We start from the raw sequence: 17656 nt of genomic DNA on the forward strand, positions 1-17656 counted from the left end.
TTAATAATTAGTTTCCACCTAAAGCCTTCATCTTTTCTGCCTGTTCAACCGTTATAAGTGAATCTATGATTTCATCTATGTCTCCATCCAAGAAAGATTCTAATCTATATAATGTAACTCCAATTCTATGATCAGTAACTCTTCCCTGTGGATAGTTATAGGTTCTTATTCTTTCACTTCTATCTCCAGTACCTACTTGACTTTTTCTATCTTCTGCAATGCCTGCACTTCTTTCCGCTTGAAGTCTATCAAACAATCTGGACTTTAATACTTTCATAGCCTTTTCCTTGTTTTTAAGCTGTGATTTTTCATCTTGACAAGAAACTACAAGTCCTGTAGGGAGATGAGTAATTCTCACTGCTGAATCCGTAGTATTAACACACTGTCCACCATGTCCTGATGCTCTAAATACATCTATTCTTAGATCATTAGCATTTATCTCTACTTCTACATCTTCTACTTCTGGTAAAACTGCAACTGTGGCTGTTGAGGTGTGAATTCTTCCACTTGATTCAGTATCAGGAACCCTTTGAACTCTATGAGCTCCACTTTCATACTTTAATCTGCTATATGCACCATTCCCCTTTAGCATAAATACAACTTCCTTAAGTCCACCTAAATCAGTTTCATTAACGCTCATAGGTTCTATTCTCCAGCCAACTCTTTCTGCATATCTTGTGTACATTCTAAATAAATTTGTAGCAAATAAAGCTGCTTCCTCACCGCCAGCTCCAGCTCTTATTTCTACAAATACATTTTTATCATCGTTAGGGTCTTTAGGAAGCATTAATATTTTAAGTTCTTGTTCAAGATCTTCTTGCCTTTGGGAAAGCTCTTTTAATTCTTCCTGTAGCATCTCTCTAAGTTCCCTATCTGATTCTTCTTGTAGCATTTCTTTATCTGTACTTATATCATCTATAACTTTTTTATACTCTTTATATTTATTAACCACTGCTTCTAAGTCTGAATGTTCTTTGCAAAGCTTCTGCCACTCTTTTTGGTTTGTCATTACGCTTGGGTCACTTATCTTTATGGATAACTCTTCATATTTATTTTCTATAAAATCAAGTCTTTCTAACATAAACTTTATCACTCCGTTATTATATTTTAACAACTAACAATTATATCACAATATATACACTTAAATCAAATATATTGTTTGGCACCTAATGCATTATTTATAATTTAAGTAGGCTGTTATTACCCTATCATTCCCTGCTAAATCTTTATAGCATTCTATAGTGTGAAAACCACTATTTTTAAGAATTTCAGTTACAGCTTCTCGTTGATCATGTCCTATCTCTAGAGCAATAAGTCCATGATTTTTCAAAACTCCTTTACTTTCCAATGCAATTCTTCTATAAAAATAAAGTCCATCTTCTCCTCCATCTAAAGCTTCATATGGCTCATAATCTTTAACATCTTCCATAAGGCTCGGGATAACATCTTTTCTTATATAAGGAGGATTAGAAACTATAACATCATACATAGACCTATTTTTTATTGCCACTTCAAGTAAATCGCTTTTATATACTTTTACTCTATGCGTTATTTCCTGAAGACTTGCATTTTCCTTAGCAACTTCATAAGCTGTGTTTGAAATGTCAAAACAGTCTACATTGGTATTAGGACAATAAACAGCTATAGACACTCCTATAGCCCCACTGCCACAACATACATCTGCTATATCTAAATAGTTATTTTTATTAATGATCGATATTACATTTTCTACTAATATCTCTGTATCAGGACGAGGAATAAGTACACCCTCTTTAACTTTAAAGTTAAGTCCCATAAATTCAGTATAGCCTAATATATACTTAATAGGCATTTTATTTTTTCTAAGCTTAATTAATTCAAAATATTCTTCAGCTTCCTTGGATGATATTTTAAAATCTCTGTTAACCATTATAAATAATTTATCTTTATTTATAATTTTACTCAATAGAAGCTGAGAATCAAGTATATAACTAACATTATTTGATTTCTTAAGAATTTTATACCCACACTCTAAAACTTTTCCTATTGTGTAAACTTCCCTTGTATCCATTTATTGACTTTCTCCATTCTCCATCACATCAATACCTTCAGCTAATTTAATTGCCTTAATAGCTACTTCTAATTGACTTAAATCCGGCTCCCTAGTAGTTAATTTTTGAAGCATTAGTCCTGGGTAAGCTATAATGCTTGATAAATTACTCTTGCTCTTTCCTAGCCACTTTATAAGCTCATAAGTTATCCCTGATACAAATGGCAGTAACGCTATTCTCCAAAGCACATTTTCCCACCAAGAATTCCAACCCACTGCTGAAAATAATATTATACTTACTATCATTACCAAAAACATAAAATTAGTTCCACAGCGAGGATGAAAGCGAGGATATTTTTTTGCTTTTTCAGCTATAAGCTCATCATCATGTTCATAGCAAAATATAGTCTTATGCTCTGCTCCGTGATACTCAAAAACCCTCTTTATATCCTCCAATTTCCCTATAATATATAAATAAGCTAAAAATATGCCTACCCTTATTATTCCTTCTATTATATTTAACACAATTGTACTTTCTATTCCTAAAAGCTTAAATCCACTTGCAATTAAATTAGGCAATATAAAAAATAAAAGAACTGAAAAAATCAACGAAACAATAAGACTTATACTTGCTATTATACTGTCGCCTTTTTCTTTAAATTTATTTTCAAACCACTTATCAAAGGTAGATTTGTTTTCCTCTTCCTCTTCAAAAAATGAAGCTGAATAATTTAAGGTTTTTATGCCTATTATCAAGGATTCTATTAGAGATACAAATCCCCTTATAACTGGTATACTAAAAAACTTATTTCTTTTTGAATAAGGTACAAATTCTTCTAAGTTTACTTCTATCTCTCCGTTTTCTTTTCTCACAGCAGTAGCAATACCCTTACTTCCTCTCATCATTACACCTTCAATGACTGCTTGTCCTCCTACTGTACATTTCTTCTTCATTGCTTCACCTCTCTTCTAAAACAACGTGACATTTTCTGCATCTAGCTTCATAAGACTCCTTAGCTCCTACAAGAACTATAGGTTCATCATAACTTGCTGGCTTACCATTTATAAGTCTTTGAGTTCTAGTAGCTGGATTCCCACATTTCATACATATAGCTTGAATTTTATCTACAAATTCTGCAACGGCCATAAGTTTTGGAATAGGCCCAAAAGGTTCTCCTCTAAAATCCATATCAAGACCTGCACAAATTATTCTTTTATCCCTATCAGCTAAGTAATTTACTACCTTTACTATATTTTCATCAAAAAATTGAATCTCGTCTATAGCTATTACTTGAACATCTTCATCAATCAATTCGATTATTTGATTACTAACTGTTACAGGTATAGCATCTTCTTTATCTCCACAATGAGAAACTACATCTTCTTTACTGTATCTATTATCAATTTCAGGCTTAAAGACCTGAACCTTTTGCTTAGCAATCTTAGCTCTTCGTATTCTTCTTATAAGTTCTTCTGATTTACCACTATACATCGGTCCTATAATTAGCTCTATCCAGCCATGATTTTTTGGTCCATACATAGAAATCCCCCCAGTCTTTAATAAACAAATATAATTGTAACAGAGAAGCATAATATAATAAAGAGGAAATAATTAAATATTATTGACTTGTAAACAAACACTGTGTTATAATTTAGTAGTTAAAAATTCGGACGATAAAGTCTAGAATTCACGAGAGAGGTGAAAAACATGAGAGAAGGCATACATCCAGACTACCATCATGATGCAGTAGTTAAGTGTGCATGTGGAAACACTTTTACAACTGGTTCTACTAATAAAGAACTAAAGGTTGAAATATGTTCTAAATGCCATCCATTCTTCACTGGCAAGCAGAAGATCGTTGATGCTGGCGGAAGAGTTGATAAGTTCATGAAGAAATTCAACTTAAAGAACGAAGAATAATTTTTATAATAAATAAACCCGAATAAATTCGGGTTTATTTTTTTATTTATTTAATTTTTCCTTACCTATTATATTTAAAAATTCAGCATTGTTTTTAGTTTTAAATAACATACTGATTAATTGTTCTGTTACATTTTGAGTGTTACTTTCAGTATATAACATTTTTCTTATGTTAAATGATGCATCATATTCTACTTCTGTTAAAAGTAAATCTTCTTTTCTTGTTCCAGATTTGTAAATATCTATAGCTGGGAATATTCTTCTTTCTTGAAGCTTTCTATCTAAGTGAACCTCCATATTACCAGTACCCTTAAATTCTTCAAATATCATATCATCCATTCTGCTTCCAGTTTCAACTAAAGCTGTAGCAAGTATAGTTAAGCTTCCGCCTTCTTCTATATTTCTTGCGGCACCAAAGAATTTTTTAGGCATTATTAAAGCTCCTGGATCAAGCCCACCTGAAAGTGTTCTTCCCGTTGGAGTAATTGTCAAGTTATATGCTCTTGATAGTCTTGTTATACTATCTAAAAGTATAATTACGTCTTGTCCTTGTTCTACCATTCTCTTAGCTCTTTCTAGAACCATATATGCCACCTTTGTATGATGTTCTGGTTCTTCGTCAAAGGTAGAATATATAACTTCTCCATTTATAGATCTTTGCATATCAGTAACTTCTTCTGGTCTTTCATCAATAAGCAATACTATAAGTTTGGATTCAGGATGATTAGTAGAAATGCTTTGAGCAATTTTTTTAAGAAGAGTAGTCTTACCAGCCTTAGGAGGAGCTACAATAATTCCTCTTTGACCCTTTCCTATAGGACATATTATATCCATAAGCCTTGCTGAAAGGTCTTCTTTTATAGTTTCAAGTTTTATTCTTTTATTTGGATAAATAGGAGTTAATAATTCAAAAGGTTTTCTTCTAACTGCTCTTTCAGGATTTTCCCCATTTACTTTTTCCACATATAATAAGGCCTTAAACTTTTCTCCTTCCTTAGGAATTCTGACTTTACCTTGTACTTCGTCACCAGTTTTTAAATTAAATCTTCTTATTTGAGATGGTGATACATATATGTCATCTGGTCCTGTTAAATAATTTTTTCCTCTTAAAAATCCGTAGTTATTATTTTCTATTATCTCTAATACACCTTTAGCTGTATCTGATTCATTTATCATTTCTTTAAGCTTTTCTTTTTTCTCCTCAGGGCTTACTTCCTGTGGCTTTATGTACTCTTTTTCTTGCTCCGGTGCTGGCTCATGTTTAACTTCTACTGTATTTTTAGGACTTATTTTTTCTCTTAATACTACCCCGTTCTTTTCTATATGCATAGGAGATACCTTCTTAATCTCCTCTATAAGTTCTGACTTTTTTAATTTAGATATATTTTTTATGCCTAATTCCTTGGCAATAGACTTTAATTCGTTTACAGTCATATTGTCTAATTCCACATTTAACAAAAAATAACACCTCCTGCGATATTAAGTTATATATAATAAATCCTCTGGGAAAATAAAAGAAACTCTTCGAAGGGATATATGCGATAACATTATAACCTATTTTACAAACTTTATCCAGAAAAATTTTAAGCGATAATATTATCATAGAGGCATTTAAATAGCTTTATAATAATGCATAAACCTTATTATTAGTACTATTAAATAATTTAACCTTTTCTAGGACTTTCTCCTGATCTCCTATATAAAATAATGGTATGTAAATTTCTTTACATCCACCTACTATTAGTTTAGAATTTAAAACTTCTTGAATGCTATATTCATATTTATGATTTTGCCCACAGAGTGGACACACAATTTCTAAACATACTTGCCTATTTTCAATAATTACATTTTTGATAGAGTTAATTTCATATTTTAAGGAGCTTAATTTAAATATAGAGACTTTCCTTATCTCATATTTAATCATATGATTTTTTAAAGCTATAGTAATATTTGAATTTATCATTTTTTCATCTCCAAAAATTTTAAAATAACTAGAGTTATAGTATTTATAACATTTCTATAAATATTATGAATTTCCTCTTTTTAGTATATTACTATTTCACTTTCTTATCTAACAGCTCCTCTGCTTCAAAATACATGTCCCTTATTCTTTTATTAAAAAGCATCTTTTCCTCTGCATTTTTCATGTATTCCTTAAAGTCTACTTTGCTTGAAGGAAAGTTTTCATGAAATTCTTGTTGATTTAAACATTCATACTTTTTCAATAGCAAGGCTAATAAGTATTTACAATCTTCATCTTCTAGTATTTTAAAAAGCTCCCCTTCACTTACACCCTTATATTGGCATAAAAACTCTATTATATTTTTATATCTATTATGTCTATCAAAAAAATAATTCATATTATATTCAACTACCTTCCTTAAATATTTACTTACATTAATGCCCACTTTTTTTATTTTTAAACTTCATTTTATTATAATCTATAAAAAAGACCTCAATAGGATACCCTATTGAGGTCTTATATCTATGGACAAAATAGTGCGAACAGGCTTTTGACCTGATACACTCATTTCATAATCTACACGAATCTTTCCTCCATCATCATTTATATCTATCTTTAGATCATTGGTTGTTATAGCAATTTCCAAAACACCATAGGGAGTATCATAGAGACATACATGTTTTTTTCTATTTTCAAACTCCATTTTAGCATCTGTACTTCCCATTCTTAAAAGAATCATCCTTTTTTCATCAGGATAAATCTTAAAATGAGTAGTAGTACCTTCCATACCAGATATTTGAGTTTCTTCATATACTACACGATAAAGTCCTTCCATCTTAACAAACTTCCCTACAGAAATTACTTCAATAGAATTTTTTTCATCATTATCTTGAGTACTTTTAACAGTAATAAGTACTTCCTTTAGCATTAGAACGACCACCTCTTCATCTAACTATTACAGAACTTATATTATATACTTATTTATTTCTTCATCAGTAGCTGGAGTAACAGTTATATGATTATTTAATTCCCTAGAAAAATTACCATACTTTATTACCACATTAGGATTATCTTTTCCCTTAGAGTATCTTGCAGTTATTTTAGCTGCCATCTCTATATCTTCATCAGTAGGTTTTCCAATAAGTACTACCATAGATCCATTATAATCTTCAGCAAAAAATATTAAATCTTCACAATTTAAATATTCTTTTATAGAGTTTGCTTCTTCTAATGTTCTAGTAGATATTATTTTACAATTAGGAGTAACTCTAAAGTGTCTGCCTATTCTCAAAAGATATAATTCCGATGAATTGGGCTCTTTATTATGTTCTAGTAATTCCTTTAATCTCTTAGAATAGTTAGGTTCTGTTAATTTACATCCTCCAGCAGGAGATGGATAATCAACTATGCCCCATTTTTCAGCTAACTCCATTTGAACTTTCCTAGTTCTACCTGATATATCTAAGAGTTTTTCCCTATCCACTAACCCACTTAACTCCATTTCTGTTGGAGGTAAATTTTTAGCACATAAAGGTCTTAATATCTTGTCACTATATCCTGACTCATTTTTTACTATATCTAATGCAGAACGATTTTGAGACATAGGTCTTTGATTTAATACCTCTCCTGTTATTATAAAATCTGCATTAAGTTCTTCCAAAAGCTTTCCAGAATAAGTCATCATTAAAGCATGACAGTCTACGCATGGATTCATATTTTTTCCATAACCATGTTTAGGATTTTTTACTATTCTTAAGTGATCATCAGAAAAGTCTACTACATGTAACGGTATTTCTATTTGTTCTGCCATTCTTACAGCATTTTTTTCATTAAAAAAATTTGATCTAAAGCATATTCCTATTACATCTATACCTTGTTCTTTCATTAATTTAGCAGCAAGTGTACTATCCAACCCACCTGACATCATTGCTAATGCCCTTGTCATATTCATCACCCTTTATTTATTATTTCTTTCTATTGCAAGTTTAATTAATTCATCTATAAGCTCTGAATACTTTTTGCCTGAGGCCTCCCAAAGCTTAGGATACATACTGATTTGAGTAAATCCAGGTAATGTGTTTACTTCATTGAAATAAGCCTCTCCTGTTTCCTTATCCATTAGAAAATCCACTCTAGACATTCCTTGGCAATCCAATAATGTATATATTTTTATAGCTAATTCTTTTACCTGTTGCAGCTTTTCATCATCTAAATTAGCTGGTATTAAGAGTTTTGAAGCTTCATCTTTATATTTTGCTTCGAAATCATAGAATTCCTTTGCAGGGACTATTTCTCCTGGTACGGCTCCTTTAGGTTCATCATTTCCAAGCACAGCTACTTCTATTTCTCTTGCATTTATAGACTCTTCTACAAGTATTTTTCTATCATACTTTAAGGCTTCTTCTAGTCCGTTTATAAGTTCCTGTCTATCATGAGCCTTAGTTATACCTACAGAAGAACCACTATTAGATGGCTTTATAAATACATCATATCCAAGCTTGCTTTCAATATTTTGTATTAATTCATCTTTATTTTTGTTATAATTATACTCTGTTACAACTACATAGTTAGCTTGTTTTATTCCAAAATTTTCTAAGACATACTTAGTGTATACTTTATCCATACATAATGCAGAAGATAGAACTCCTGGGCCTACAAAAGGAATTCCTATAAGCTTACATAAACCTTGAATTGTTCCATCTTCTCCATATAAACCATGCATTACAGGAAAAACTACCTCTACTTCTTTATTAAAAAGTATGTTTTGTGCATTTTCTTTTTTATTTTTATCGTCCTTTTCCCATAATCCATTCTCTATATTATCTATAGAACCTAGATATTCATACCAGTTTCCTGCTTTTGTAATACCAATTACACGTATTTCATATTTAGATTTATCGATATTTCTAAGTACTGATGCTGCAGATACTCTAGATACCTCATGCTCTGTTGACTTTCCCCCAAAAAGAATAGCTATTTTATTCATTATCCCATCTCCTCTTAAAATAATTAAAAAGTATATATCATGGAGCATTATAATTTCATACTACACTATTTTAATATATTATTTTAAAATGTAAATACTCACTATAACTAGTTTAATTTTTTTTATATATTTAATCAATAATTTTTTCTTATATTTTACATGGTAAGCTCACCATTAGGAGTGTTTATTATTTGTATTATTCTTTGTTCAAATCCTGTATTTGCATTTATATACACTATAAAACTCTCTTCATTATACGTTCCCGAGAATTCATAACATAATGCTTCTGTATTTGTTTCAGTAGGAACAATAGTAAGCTTTACAGATTTTACATTTAATTTTTTCCCGACCCTTTGTTTTGCAACTTCTTCTGCCACCTTAGGCTTTTGTATGTTTCTTTTATCTAAATGTGATACAAGATACTTTTCCGCCTCTACACCTATTATATTTCCATTATCTAATGCAATTTTTACTTTTATTTGATCAGGATACACTATTACATCCCCTTGCTTATAAACATAATTTACTATTAAAGTATTATTATAATTTAATGCATAGGTAGGATGCATATTATCATATCCTAAACTTTGCAAATATGTTTTCCCTAACTGTATAGCCTTTTCTTTAGATAGTTTTGGTGTTTTCACCTGTCTATAATCAAGTATATATACTACTCTTCCACCATTCTTACTTATATCACATACTACTTTAGATTTTTCATCTCTTCCTTTTAATACTACATCAAAGGAATATGTAGGAATTTTAGCTCTTGTATGTTCTTCTTTTAAAGTTATACTTTTTATTCTATTTTTCCCTATTGCTTTTTCAGCCGACTTTTGTGCTTCTTCTCTCGAAACTTCTTTCTCTGAATTTACCCTAGGCTTTATATCTTGTACGTTATCAGAAAATGGTCCATCATATATAAGTGCAGGATATTGCGCTACTTGTTTTTGTATAGCTGAAAATTTTTCTACTACAGTTTCTTCACCATTTTTGGCAAGTACTCCAGAAACCTTTTTTCTTATTTCTCCCCATTTTACATTTCCACTATTAATATCATCTGCAACTTGGTTTAATGATGCTTCCAATTCAAAAGACCTATTTTTAAGCAATTCTATATTATTATAATCTTTTTCCTCTAAATTTTTACCTTGAGACGCTGACCTACCTAATGAATAACAGAAATCTCCCACTTGAGATAAAAACTTACTAGTATTTTGCATTGTTTGTTGCTCTATAGGTAAAGAATTTAACTTATCATTGGCAATAGCTGCATTTCTAAATATATCACCAAAAACAATTATACTTTGTTCTCTAGAGCCTACTATAGCTGATTTGCCTAAATTAACCCTTATATTTTGCACAGAGTTTATAAGCTCATACATATTTTTACTATACTCTGCTTGCAAATAATTTCTATAATCTGTTCTTTCCAAAGTCATTAATATAGCAAATGTAGTAGAAAAAACTACTATTAGCGTTACAACTATGGTATACAACATTCTTTTATTTTTTATTTTCATGCCTGTACCTCCTATTTGGATAAATTTCTTTTTTTATTATCTGTAATAACCTTTATAGTTATTCATTACCTAAATTTAAAAGAATTCCTCTTTACTTATATGGTATAATGTATCTTGTAATAAAATTAATGCACTATTGAATCATATTATTAAGTGCTTATATTTTTAATTAAAATGGTGTACAATATTTAATGTGAATTTTTCTTAATTTTAGGAGTTTTACAGGAAGGGGACATACTTACATAATGAAAGCTTTAATTTTTTCAGTATCCGCAGGCGGAGGGCATAAACGTGCAGCTGAAGCAGTAAAATCCTATATTGACATTTATGATAATAATAGCGAAGTGAAAATAATAGATACGTTAAAATACATAAATCCCTTAATAGATAAAGTTGTAATAGGGGGATATTTAAAAACTATAAAAATATCTCCTAACCTATTTGGCAAGCTTTATAATTATTCTGAAACAGACTATGGGATTGCTAATTTAAGTGCTAAGATAAATGAAATGCTAACTTATAAATTAATACCTCTTATAGATGAGTTTAAACCAGACATTTTAATTTCTACTCATGCATTTACTACAGAAATGATATCCATTATAAAAATGAAACACAAGAAAAATTTGCCTACGGTTTCTATAATAACTGATTATGCCTCTCATAGCTTTTGGCTTCATCCTTATATAGATGCCTATATAGTTTCAAATTCAGATATGGTTGAAGAAATGGTGTCTAAGGGAATAGATAGAAATACTATATACAATATAGGTATTCCCATTAACCCTGAATTTTTTAAAAAATATAATCCACAAAAAACTTTAGAAGATATAGGGCTTTCTTCAAATAAAAAGACTATTCTCATTATGGGAGGTAGTTTGGGCATTGGCAAAATAGAACATATATATAAGCAACTTTTATTCCTAGATAAAGATATACAAATAATAATAGTTGCAGGCAGGAATAAAAAACTGTATGATGAGCTTATTAAAATTAGAGATACCTTTCAAACAAAGCCTACTTACATTATTGGATTTACTGATAATGTAAACAAGTATATGCAGGCTTGTGACTTACTTATATCTAAACCTGGCGGACTTACCGTTACAGAAGCTTTAATATGTGGAGTTCCTTTAGCAATATTTTCTCCAATACCAGGTCAAGAAGAGAAAAATGCACAATTTTTATTAAAGTATAATCTTGCCATAAACTTAAATGAAAGTAAAAATTCCATAGATGCTATAGATTATCTAATTTCAAACGAAGTAAAACTTCAGGAAATGAAAGATAATTGTAGAGAATTTTCCAAACCACAGGTTGGAGAAAACTTATACAATATATTAAAATCTCTATTAGATAAAAATTCTTTAAAATAAAGACCAATGGTATAATTCAATAGAATTTTACCATTGGTCTTTATTTTAAAAGATGAGTTCCATGCTTTAATTAAAATAATTTAGCTTATATGTTAAACACTTCTCTTATCAACTCAAATATTTTAAATTTAACAACTACTTTATTCTCACCCTTAGATTTCTCTTTATTTGCTTTATTTTTATTTGTATCATCCTTTTTTACAGTATTATCTACAGCTTTATATTCTTCATCTGTAAATACAGCTTTCATTTCTTTTTCTGTTTCCTCTTGCGCTATATTTCCCTTTGTAATATCTACAAAGCATAATGGAGGGAACATAATACACCACCAATTTTGACCCTTACCTTCTCCTATTATTATTCTATAGGCTTCATACTCTCCTGCTGGTAATGTTATACTCCCATAGGTCTTAACCGGAAAATTTTCATGGGATAGAGTTGTATCTAAAGCGTATTTATATCCATTTTCTTTTATTACTCTTTCTGATATTTTTCTTATTTCATCATCATTTTCAATTATTATTTTTCTTGAATCATCTAAACTCTTTGAATTCTTAAGCTTAGGTGTCATATATTTTAATACTTCATTTCTTACTTTTAGCTTGAGTTTTTGATCATTGTTTAAATCACTATTTGCTATTACATGAAATCTAATTAATTTATTTGCAATCTTTTTCTGCATAAAGCTTGTCTTAATTGTAGGACCATAAACAGTCATAATAATAAATAATAAAAATATAGTAATAATAGCTATAAAAGTTTTTTTCATAATTTCTCCCCCTAATATATCTAAATTCTTTTTCCCCTACTTCACTAGCTATTATTACCAGTATTATTTTTTATAATCACTTATTTATATTTTTTATTTTACTTGCCCTATTCTTCTTACATTAACCACACAATTTACATTTACCTTAGCACTTTTATATACATCATCCCAATTATTCTTAACCCTATTCCATATAAGCGGATGAAACTTCTGAACATATTCCTTAAGATCTAATAAATCTACTTCGTATTTATCTTGAAGTACTTTTATAAGTCTTTCATTTTCATATTTTAACGATTTACTCAAATTATTTTCTAGCTCCTCAATGAAATTTCTAGAAAATACATGTTCCCCCACATAATATCCTTTAACTTCTCCTTCTAGCTTTAAATTAATATCAAACTGTAATTTATCATCATTTTCCCTAACCTTTATTTTCCTCTCAATTCCCTCTATTTCAAAATCAATAGGGTGACCTTCCTTGTATACTACTCTCTTTCCTCTCTTAATCTTACCTTGTAAAATTTGAATATCTTCAGTCATATCTACTGATAACGTATCTACCATTTTATAATTTTTTACTATACCTGTTCCTGCAAGCTTAAGTTCATTTTTTTCTCTATCTAGGGATATACATGGAATACTAACATTTCCTGATGTAATTAAATCATTAATAAATTCATCCAAAGTTATTGGTATTACACCAACTTTTCTATCGCTACCTTTTATAATTCCTTCGAGGTAGTTATCTATACTCTTCTCCATATCAGGCTTAAATTTTAAGAAATCTTCCACTTTTCCAAGAGTCATGATAACTAACATATTCCTTTTTAATGATGGCTGCCTTTGTAGATAATCCACAACCTCCTTTGCTACATCTGGATATGCAAAAAATTCATTTCCAAGTAAAATTATTTGCGTGTGTGCAAAACTTATACTTCTGCTACTCTTTTCTATAGCCTTAGATATAGCATCCTCCATAGAATAAGCCTCTGTAGTTATTGTCTTTGTTTTTGCTACTCCTCCCTGCTGTGGCCCTAACTGACTTATATCAGGAAAATTATAGAATACACTTAACTTTTTAAAATCAATTTCCGAAAACGGCTCTCCAGGCTTTATTTTTTTTAGTTCATCTATTTTTCCTATATCTGTTCCTATGTCTATTCCTATGGTAGAAATAAAATTTCTTCTATCTATTTCAACTTTATCCCAACAACCGTTAAGTAATATACTCATAATTAATAAAATTGTTAGCGAAAGCTTATTGTGTCTTCTCATTTGTGTCCTTCCTCCTTTTTCTAGGTTTTAAAGTCAACAGTACAAGAGGAATTAATATTAAATTTATAAGAAATAATATAAGACTCATAACTGAGGATATTTCAGATACATCTTTAATACTTTTAGGATAAAGTGCAACAAGGTATGTGAAAGGTATAATTATTGCCGCTCCTAACTTTATATCCTCTAAATCAAATATCCTTTTTGCCATATCAGCTGCAAAATAATACTGATTTACAAAGGTAGTCATATAAAAGATAATCCATATACTCATGAATATACCTTCCCATCTTTCTACAAAGGAACCTGGTATATTTATATCTCCTATCATGCTTACAATTGGCCATAAAAGAGTTGAAACTTGTTTTTCTCCAAATGTAGCTATTGCAAGAATAAATGTAATTAAATAAAATATCGTTACAAATAAAATTCCTCTTCTTATTGCCTTCTTTTTATTTACTTGATCCTTCACCAAAGGAAGAATTAAAAATAATATTACTAACCCACCAAACCTATTTATTGATGTATTTAAACTAGTTATATAACTAATAGGCTTAGCATCAAATACAGGCAGCAAGTTCGTAAAATCCACATTGTATAAACATACTACAAATACTACTCCAATAGGTATAAACATGAGCCAAAAGGCAATTTCATTAAATTTCACCAAATTATCTACTTCTGATCTAATTAAATAACTTCCAACTAGTATAGTTACTAAAAATAAGAATTCTATTGGAGTTCTTTCTAATAAGTATAGCTTTATCTCTTCTCCAAACACTCTGAGACCTAAGGCTGTAAAAATAATATTATATACTACAAAACTTAGTCCTATTATTTTACCTAGTAGTTTTCCAAAATGTGTCTCAAGTATTTCCTCAAAGTGATTATATGAATTATTTTTCATTATTTTATATATCAAATAGCATAAGGGCAATGCTATAAATCCACTTATGATTATAGATATCCATCCATCATTTCCAACTGCTTCTGCAAGCTCTCTAGGATATGAAAATACATTAATTCCTATTAAAGTTACTACAATTGTAGAAAATAGCCCATATCCTGTTGTAAATTTTTTATTATCCATATCACTTTCTCACCCCTTTTACTTTTGCCTTATCTTATCCTTAGTATTTAAATACTTAGGTCTTTCCTTAAATAAATCCCAAGGTAATCTTACATATATATCTTTAAAATCCTTTATATTTGGATTAACAAGCGGTGATAAATACGATATTCCAAAACTCTTAAGTCTTATAAGATGTATTAATAACAATATAAGGCCTAGTACTATTCCATATAAGCCTATAATTGAAGATACAATAATTAATAAAAATCTTACAATTCGTATTGCCATGGCTACTTCATAATTAGGTGTTGTAAAGTTAGTTACAGTTGTTATTCCTATAATTATTATCATTATGGGACTTACTATTCCTGCACTTACTGCCGCTTGACCTATGATTAACCCTCCTACTATACCTATAGTTGAACCAATAGGTTTTGGAAGCCTTACAGTAGATTCCGTAAGTAATGCTAAGCTTACTTCCATAATAATAGTTTCTACAAATGCTGGAAAAGGCACTCCTTCTCTGGAAGCAGCAATAAAATATGCAAGTTTTGTAGGAGATATAGATACATGAAAAGAAGTTACTGCTACATATAATGCTGGTAATACAAGAGACATAAATAATGCTATTAATCTTATAATTCTGAACATACTTCCATATGCCCATCTTTGATAGTAATCATCTGGAGATTGAAAAAACACCGGTAAAGTTGCAGGTACTACTAATGCAAAGGGTGAATTATCTACTAATATAGCTACCCTTCCGTCATATAATGCACTTGCTACCACATCTGGTCTTTCTGTACTTTCTATTTGAGGAAACAATGACCACTTGCTATCTTCTATTAATTGCTCTACATATCCACTATCTAGTACAGAATCTATACTTATTTTTTCTATTCTTTTTATAACCTCCTCAACTATAGCTTTATCTGCTATATCTTCCATGTACATAATTGCTGTATCTGTTTTAGATCTGCTTCCTAGAGTTTTAGGTATAATCTTAAAGCGAGTATCTTTTATTCTTCTTCTTACAAGAGCTGTATTAAATCTTATAGTTTCAGTGAATCCATCTCTGCCTCCTCTAACAACAGTTTCACCAGAAGGTTCTGATACTCCCCTAGCTGGCCAAAAGCGTGTCGCTATAACATAACAAGCTGTAAAATTGTCAATAAATAACATAGTATCCCCAGACATCATAGAATCTACAGCTTTGCTTAACTCCTTTTCTTCTCTCATATCAGAAACAGTAAGAAATCTTTTCTCAATATCTTCAATTCTTATAGAGGGTTTTTCCAGCATCAAACTTTCAAGTACAAAGTTATTTATAAGAATTTTGTCTGCCATACCATCTATATATATCAATGTTGCTTTATTTTCTCCTATATAAAATTCTCTGTACACTATGTCATATGCATCTCTGAGTAAGCCTTTTATATAATCTACATTTTCATCTAAATTCAAGTAAATTTGATTTCTTATCTCCTCTTTCATAACCTACCCCTCCTCTATAACAATATCATTCTAGTTATATAAAGTACTACAGCAACTATAGTACTAATAAGAGATATTGACTTACATTGCCTCGCAGCTCTACACATATTCTCTCTCTTGAAATATTTATAGTCTAGCATCCATAATACAAGGCTTTGTATTAAAATAAGTATTAAAAAATATTCATCAAATAGCTCCAATATGTTAAGCGATATATTCATAGTTAACCTCACTTAAATAAATAATTTGCTTTACTTATTTTCTCTAATCATTATCTTATTTATGCATAAAAAAACTTAGGACATATTTAATATAGTCCTAAGTCTCTTTTATATATCTAAGGTATAATTGTTTTAGTCAAAAATACTTGATTATACTTTTTTATAGCTTCCTTATAACAATTTTCTGCTTTATGTAAATCATCAAAAATTCCATATACCGTAGGTCCACTTCCACTCATCAAAGTTCCCAGAGAACCATTTGCTTTAATCATTTTCTTTATATCTCCTATTACAGGATTTTGCTCTATAGTTACTTGCTCTAATACATTATTTAAGTTACTGCCTATTTGGGTTAAGTCACCTTCATCAATTCCTTTAAGAATTTTATCTATTCTAGGGTGGATATAACTTTTATTGTCTATTTTATTAAACACCTCTTTTGTTGACACTCCAAAGTTTGGTTTAATCAACACCAAAATACAATTTCTTAAAGGTTTTAAAGGTTTTATTACTTCTCCTATACCTTCACACTTAGCAGTTCCTCCAACTATACAAAAAGGAACATCCGCTCCTATCTTCTTGCCTAAGCCTATCATTTCTTCTTCAGATAAGTTTTTATTGAATATTACATTAAGTATCTTAATTACTGCAGCTCCATCAGTACTTCCCCCTGCAAGACCTGCCTCTATAGGTATATTCTTCTTTATCTTAATTTTAACTCCACTATTTATATTATAAGTATTTATAAATAGTTCCGCTGCTTTATAGGCAATATTTCTCTTATCGGTAGGCAAATTAACATTATCACAAGTTAATTCTATTCCCTCATCTGTCTTCTCAATATCGACTTCATCCCATAAGTTTATAGTTTGCATTATCATTTTTAAATTATGATATCCATCAACTCTTTTACCTATAACATCTAAGAACAAATTTATTTTTCCATAAGCCTTTAATTTCATAACTCTTCAATCCTTTTATATAAGTTTTATTAACTTATTATAATACACTAATTAAAAGAAAG

The 17656-nt window shown here is 29.8% G+C and carries 19 protein-coding genes; 2 read left to right on the top strand and 17 right to left on the bottom strand.

Features of this window, described 5'->3' with window-relative positions:
• Positions 1-7: 7 nt before the first annotated feature.
• From prfA to CRN98_RS06410, 4 genes are all read right to left on the bottom strand, one after another.
• On the bottom strand, positions 8-1081 hold the full coding sequence (gene prfA / locus CRN98_RS06395) for a peptide chain release factor 1 (protein WP_097026592.1): 1074 nt from the start codon (positions 1079-1081) through the stop codon (positions 8-10).
• 93 nt (positions 1082-1174) lie between these two features.
• Positions 1175-2050 (bottom strand): peptide chain release factor N(5)-glutamine methyltransferase, encoded by an 876-nt coding sequence (gene prmC, locus CRN98_RS06400; protein WP_097026593.1) that lies wholly within the window; start codon positions 2048-2050, stop codon positions 1175-1177.
• Positions 2051-2983, bottom strand: coding sequence for a DUF1385 domain-containing protein (locus CRN98_RS06405; RefSeq protein WP_097026594.1), 933 nt, complete (start codon positions 2981-2983; stop codon positions 2051-2053).
• A 4-nt stretch (positions 2984-2987) separates the two neighbouring features.
• Positions 2988-3569 (bottom strand): thymidine kinase, encoded by a 582-nt coding sequence (locus tag CRN98_RS06410; RefSeq protein WP_097026595.1) that lies wholly within the window; start codon positions 3567-3569, stop codon positions 2988-2990.
• 168 nt (positions 3570-3737) lie between these two features.
• Here CRN98_RS06410 and rpmE point away from each other — a divergent pair, with 168 nt between their 5' ends.
• Entirely contained in the window at positions 3738-3950 is a 213-nt protein-coding gene (rpmE, locus tag CRN98_RS06415) for a 50S ribosomal protein L31 (protein WP_097026596.1), read from the top strand.
• A 42-nt stretch (positions 3951-3992) separates the two neighbouring features.
• On the opposite strand, the gene rho is transcribed toward rpmE, so the two are convergent.
• The 7 genes from rho to ypeB all read right to left on the bottom strand — a co-directional run bounded on the left by rho (position 3993) and on the right by ypeB (position 10422).
• On the bottom strand, positions 3993-5384 hold the full coding sequence (rho, locus tag CRN98_RS06420) for a transcription termination factor Rho (protein WP_423237089.1): 1392 nt from the start codon (positions 5382-5384) through the stop codon (positions 3993-3995).
• 187 nt (positions 5385-5571) lie between these two features.
• Positions 5572-5913 carry a hypothetical protein gene (locus CRN98_RS06425; RefSeq protein WP_097026598.1) on the bottom strand — a complete coding sequence of 114 codons (342 nt, stop codon included), beginning with the start codon at positions 5911-5913 and terminating at the stop codon, positions 5572-5574.
• A 91-nt stretch (positions 5914-6004) separates the two neighbouring features.
• On the bottom strand, positions 6005-6310 hold the full coding sequence (locus tag CRN98_RS06430; protein WP_097026599.1) for a ribose-5-phosphate isomerase: 306 nt from the start codon (positions 6308-6310) through the stop codon (positions 6005-6007).
• Positions 6311-6418: 108 nt separating this feature from the next.
• Complete coding sequence (locus tag CRN98_RS06435) at positions 6419-6841, bottom strand: YwiB family protein (RefSeq protein ID WP_097026600.1); 423 nt, start codon at positions 6839-6841, stop codon at positions 6419-6421.
• Positions 6842-6877: 36 nt separating this feature from the next.
• Positions 6878-7858: a DUF814 domain-containing protein gene (locus tag CRN98_RS06440; RefSeq protein ID WP_097026601.1), complete on the bottom strand. Its 981-nt coding sequence runs from the start codon at positions 7856-7858 to the stop codon at positions 6878-6880.
• Positions 7859-7870: 12 nt separating this feature from the next.
• Complete coding sequence (locus CRN98_RS06445) at positions 7871-8902, bottom strand: D-alanine--D-alanine ligase family protein (protein ID WP_097026678.1); 1032 nt, start codon at positions 8900-8902, stop codon at positions 7871-7873.
• 152 nt (positions 8903-9054) lie between these two features.
• A complete protein-coding gene (ypeB, locus tag CRN98_RS06450) occupies positions 9055-10422 on the bottom strand; it encodes a germination protein YpeB (protein WP_097026602.1) in 1368 nt (455 codons plus the stop codon).
• Between the two features lie 245 nt (positions 10423-10667).
• Between ypeB and CRN98_RS06455 the strand changes: the two genes are divergently transcribed.
• Positions 10668-11798: an MGDG synthase family glycosyltransferase gene (locus CRN98_RS06455; protein WP_097026603.1), complete on the top strand. Its 1131-nt coding sequence runs from the start codon at positions 10668-10670 to the stop codon at positions 11796-11798.
• Between the two features lie 85 nt (positions 11799-11883).
• Here the strand turns inward: CRN98_RS06455 and spoIIR are convergent, their stop codons facing one another.
• The 6 genes from spoIIR to ispE form a co-directional block, all read right to left on the bottom strand.
• Positions 11884-12567 (bottom strand): stage II sporulation protein R, encoded by a 684-nt coding sequence (spoIIR, locus tag CRN98_RS06460; protein WP_097026604.1) that lies wholly within the window; start codon positions 12565-12567, stop codon positions 11884-11886.
• 93 nt (positions 12568-12660) lie between these two features.
• Positions 12661-13845 carry a Ger(x)C family spore germination protein gene (locus CRN98_RS06465; RefSeq protein ID WP_097026605.1) on the bottom strand — a complete coding sequence of 395 codons (1185 nt, stop codon included), beginning with the start codon at positions 13843-13845 and terminating at the stop codon, positions 12661-12663.
• Positions 13829-14935, bottom strand: a complete 1107-nt coding sequence (locus tag CRN98_RS06470; RefSeq protein ID WP_097026606.1) for a GerAB/ArcD/ProY family transporter — start codon at positions 14933-14935, stop codon at positions 13829-13831. Before CRN98_RS06470 ends, CRN98_RS06465 begins: the two co-directional genes overlap by 17 nt.
• A gap of 18 nt (positions 14936-14953) precedes the next feature.
• On the bottom strand, positions 14954-16411 hold the full coding sequence (locus CRN98_RS06475) for a spore germination protein (protein ID WP_097026607.1): 1458 nt from the start codon (positions 16409-16411) through the stop codon (positions 14954-14956).
• A 14-nt stretch (positions 16412-16425) separates the two neighbouring features.
• Positions 16426-16632 carry a CLC_0170 family protein gene (locus tag CRN98_RS06480; RefSeq protein WP_097026608.1) on the bottom strand — a complete coding sequence of 69 codons (207 nt, stop codon included), beginning with the start codon at positions 16630-16632 and terminating at the stop codon, positions 16426-16428.
• 116 nt (positions 16633-16748) lie between these two features.
• Positions 16749-17594, bottom strand: coding sequence for a 4-(cytidine 5'-diphospho)-2-C-methyl-D-erythritol kinase (gene ispE / locus CRN98_RS06485; protein ID WP_097026609.1), 846 nt, complete (start codon positions 17592-17594; stop codon positions 16749-16751).
• Between the last annotated feature and the right edge of the window lie 62 nt (positions 17595-17656).

Origin of the sequence: Clostridium peptidivorans (assembly GCF_900205925.1) — a bacterium.
In the GTDB taxonomy this organism is placed as follows: domain Bacteria; phylum Bacillota; class Clostridia; order Clostridiales; family Clostridiaceae; genus Clostridium_AK; species Clostridium_AK peptidivorans.

What these genes read in the sequence shown, in the direction of transcription:
- prfA (WP_097026592.1), bottom strand. Translation starts at nt 1,081, where the DNA reads ATGTTAGAAAGACTTGATTTTATAGAAAATAAATATGAAGAGTTATCC.
- prmC (WP_097026593.1), bottom strand. Translation starts at nt 2,050, where the DNA reads ATGGATACAAGGGAAGTTTACACAATAGGAAAAGTTTTAGAGTGTGGG.
- CRN98_RS06405 (WP_097026594.1), bottom strand. Translation starts at nt 2,983, where the DNA reads ATGAAGAAGAAATGTACAGTAGGAGGACAAGCAGTCATTGAAGGTGTA.
- CRN98_RS06410 (WP_097026595.1), bottom strand. Translation starts at nt 3,569, where the DNA reads ATGTATGGACCAAAAAATCATGGCTGGATAGAGCTAATTATAGGACCG.
- rpmE (WP_097026596.1), top strand. Translation starts at nt 3,738, where the DNA reads ATGAGAGAAGGCATACATCCAGACTACCATCATGATGCAGTAGTTAAG.
- rho (WP_423237089.1), bottom strand. Translation starts at nt 5,384, where the DNA reads ATGACTGTAAACGAATTAAAGTCTATTGCCAAGGAATTAGGCATAAAA.
- CRN98_RS06425 (WP_097026598.1), bottom strand. Translation starts at nt 5,913, where the DNA reads ATGATAAATTCAAATATTACTATAGCTTTAAAAAATCATATGATTAAA.
- CRN98_RS06430 (WP_097026599.1), bottom strand. Translation starts at nt 6,310, where the DNA reads ATGAATTATTTTTTTGATAGACATAATAGATATAAAAATATAATAGAG.
- CRN98_RS06435 (WP_097026600.1), bottom strand. Translation starts at nt 6,841, where the DNA reads ATGCTAAAGGAAGTACTTATTACTGTTAAAAGTACTCAAGATAATGAT.
- CRN98_RS06440 (WP_097026601.1), bottom strand. Translation starts at nt 7,858, where the DNA reads ATGACAAGGGCATTAGCAATGATGTCAGGTGGGTTGGATAGTACACTT.
- ypeB (WP_097026602.1), bottom strand. Translation starts at nt 10,422, where the DNA reads ATGAAAATAAAAAATAAAAGAATGTTGTATACCATAGTTGTAACGCTA.
- CRN98_RS06455 (WP_097026603.1), top strand. Translation starts at nt 10,668, where the DNA reads ATGAAAGCTTTAATTTTTTCAGTATCCGCAGGCGGAGGGCATAAACGT.
- spoIIR (WP_097026604.1), bottom strand. Translation starts at nt 12,567, where the DNA reads ATGAAAAAAACTTTTATAGCTATTATTACTATATTTTTATTATTTATT.
- CRN98_RS06465 (WP_097026605.1), bottom strand. Translation starts at nt 13,845, where the DNA reads ATGAGAAGACACAATAAGCTTTCGCTAACAATTTTATTAATTATGAGT.
- CRN98_RS06470 (WP_097026606.1), bottom strand. Translation starts at nt 14,935, where the DNA reads ATGGATAATAAAAAATTTACAACAGGATATGGGCTATTTTCTACAATT.
- CRN98_RS06475 (WP_097026607.1), bottom strand. Translation starts at nt 16,411, where the DNA reads ATGAAAGAGGAGATAAGAAATCAAATTTACTTGAATTTAGATGAAAAT.
- CRN98_RS06480 (WP_097026608.1), bottom strand. Translation starts at nt 16,632, where the DNA reads ATGAATATATCGCTTAACATATTGGAGCTATTTGATGAATATTTTTTA.
- ispE (WP_097026609.1), bottom strand. Translation starts at nt 17,594, where the DNA reads ATGAAATTAAAGGCTTATGGAAAAATAAATTTGTTCTTAGATGTTATA.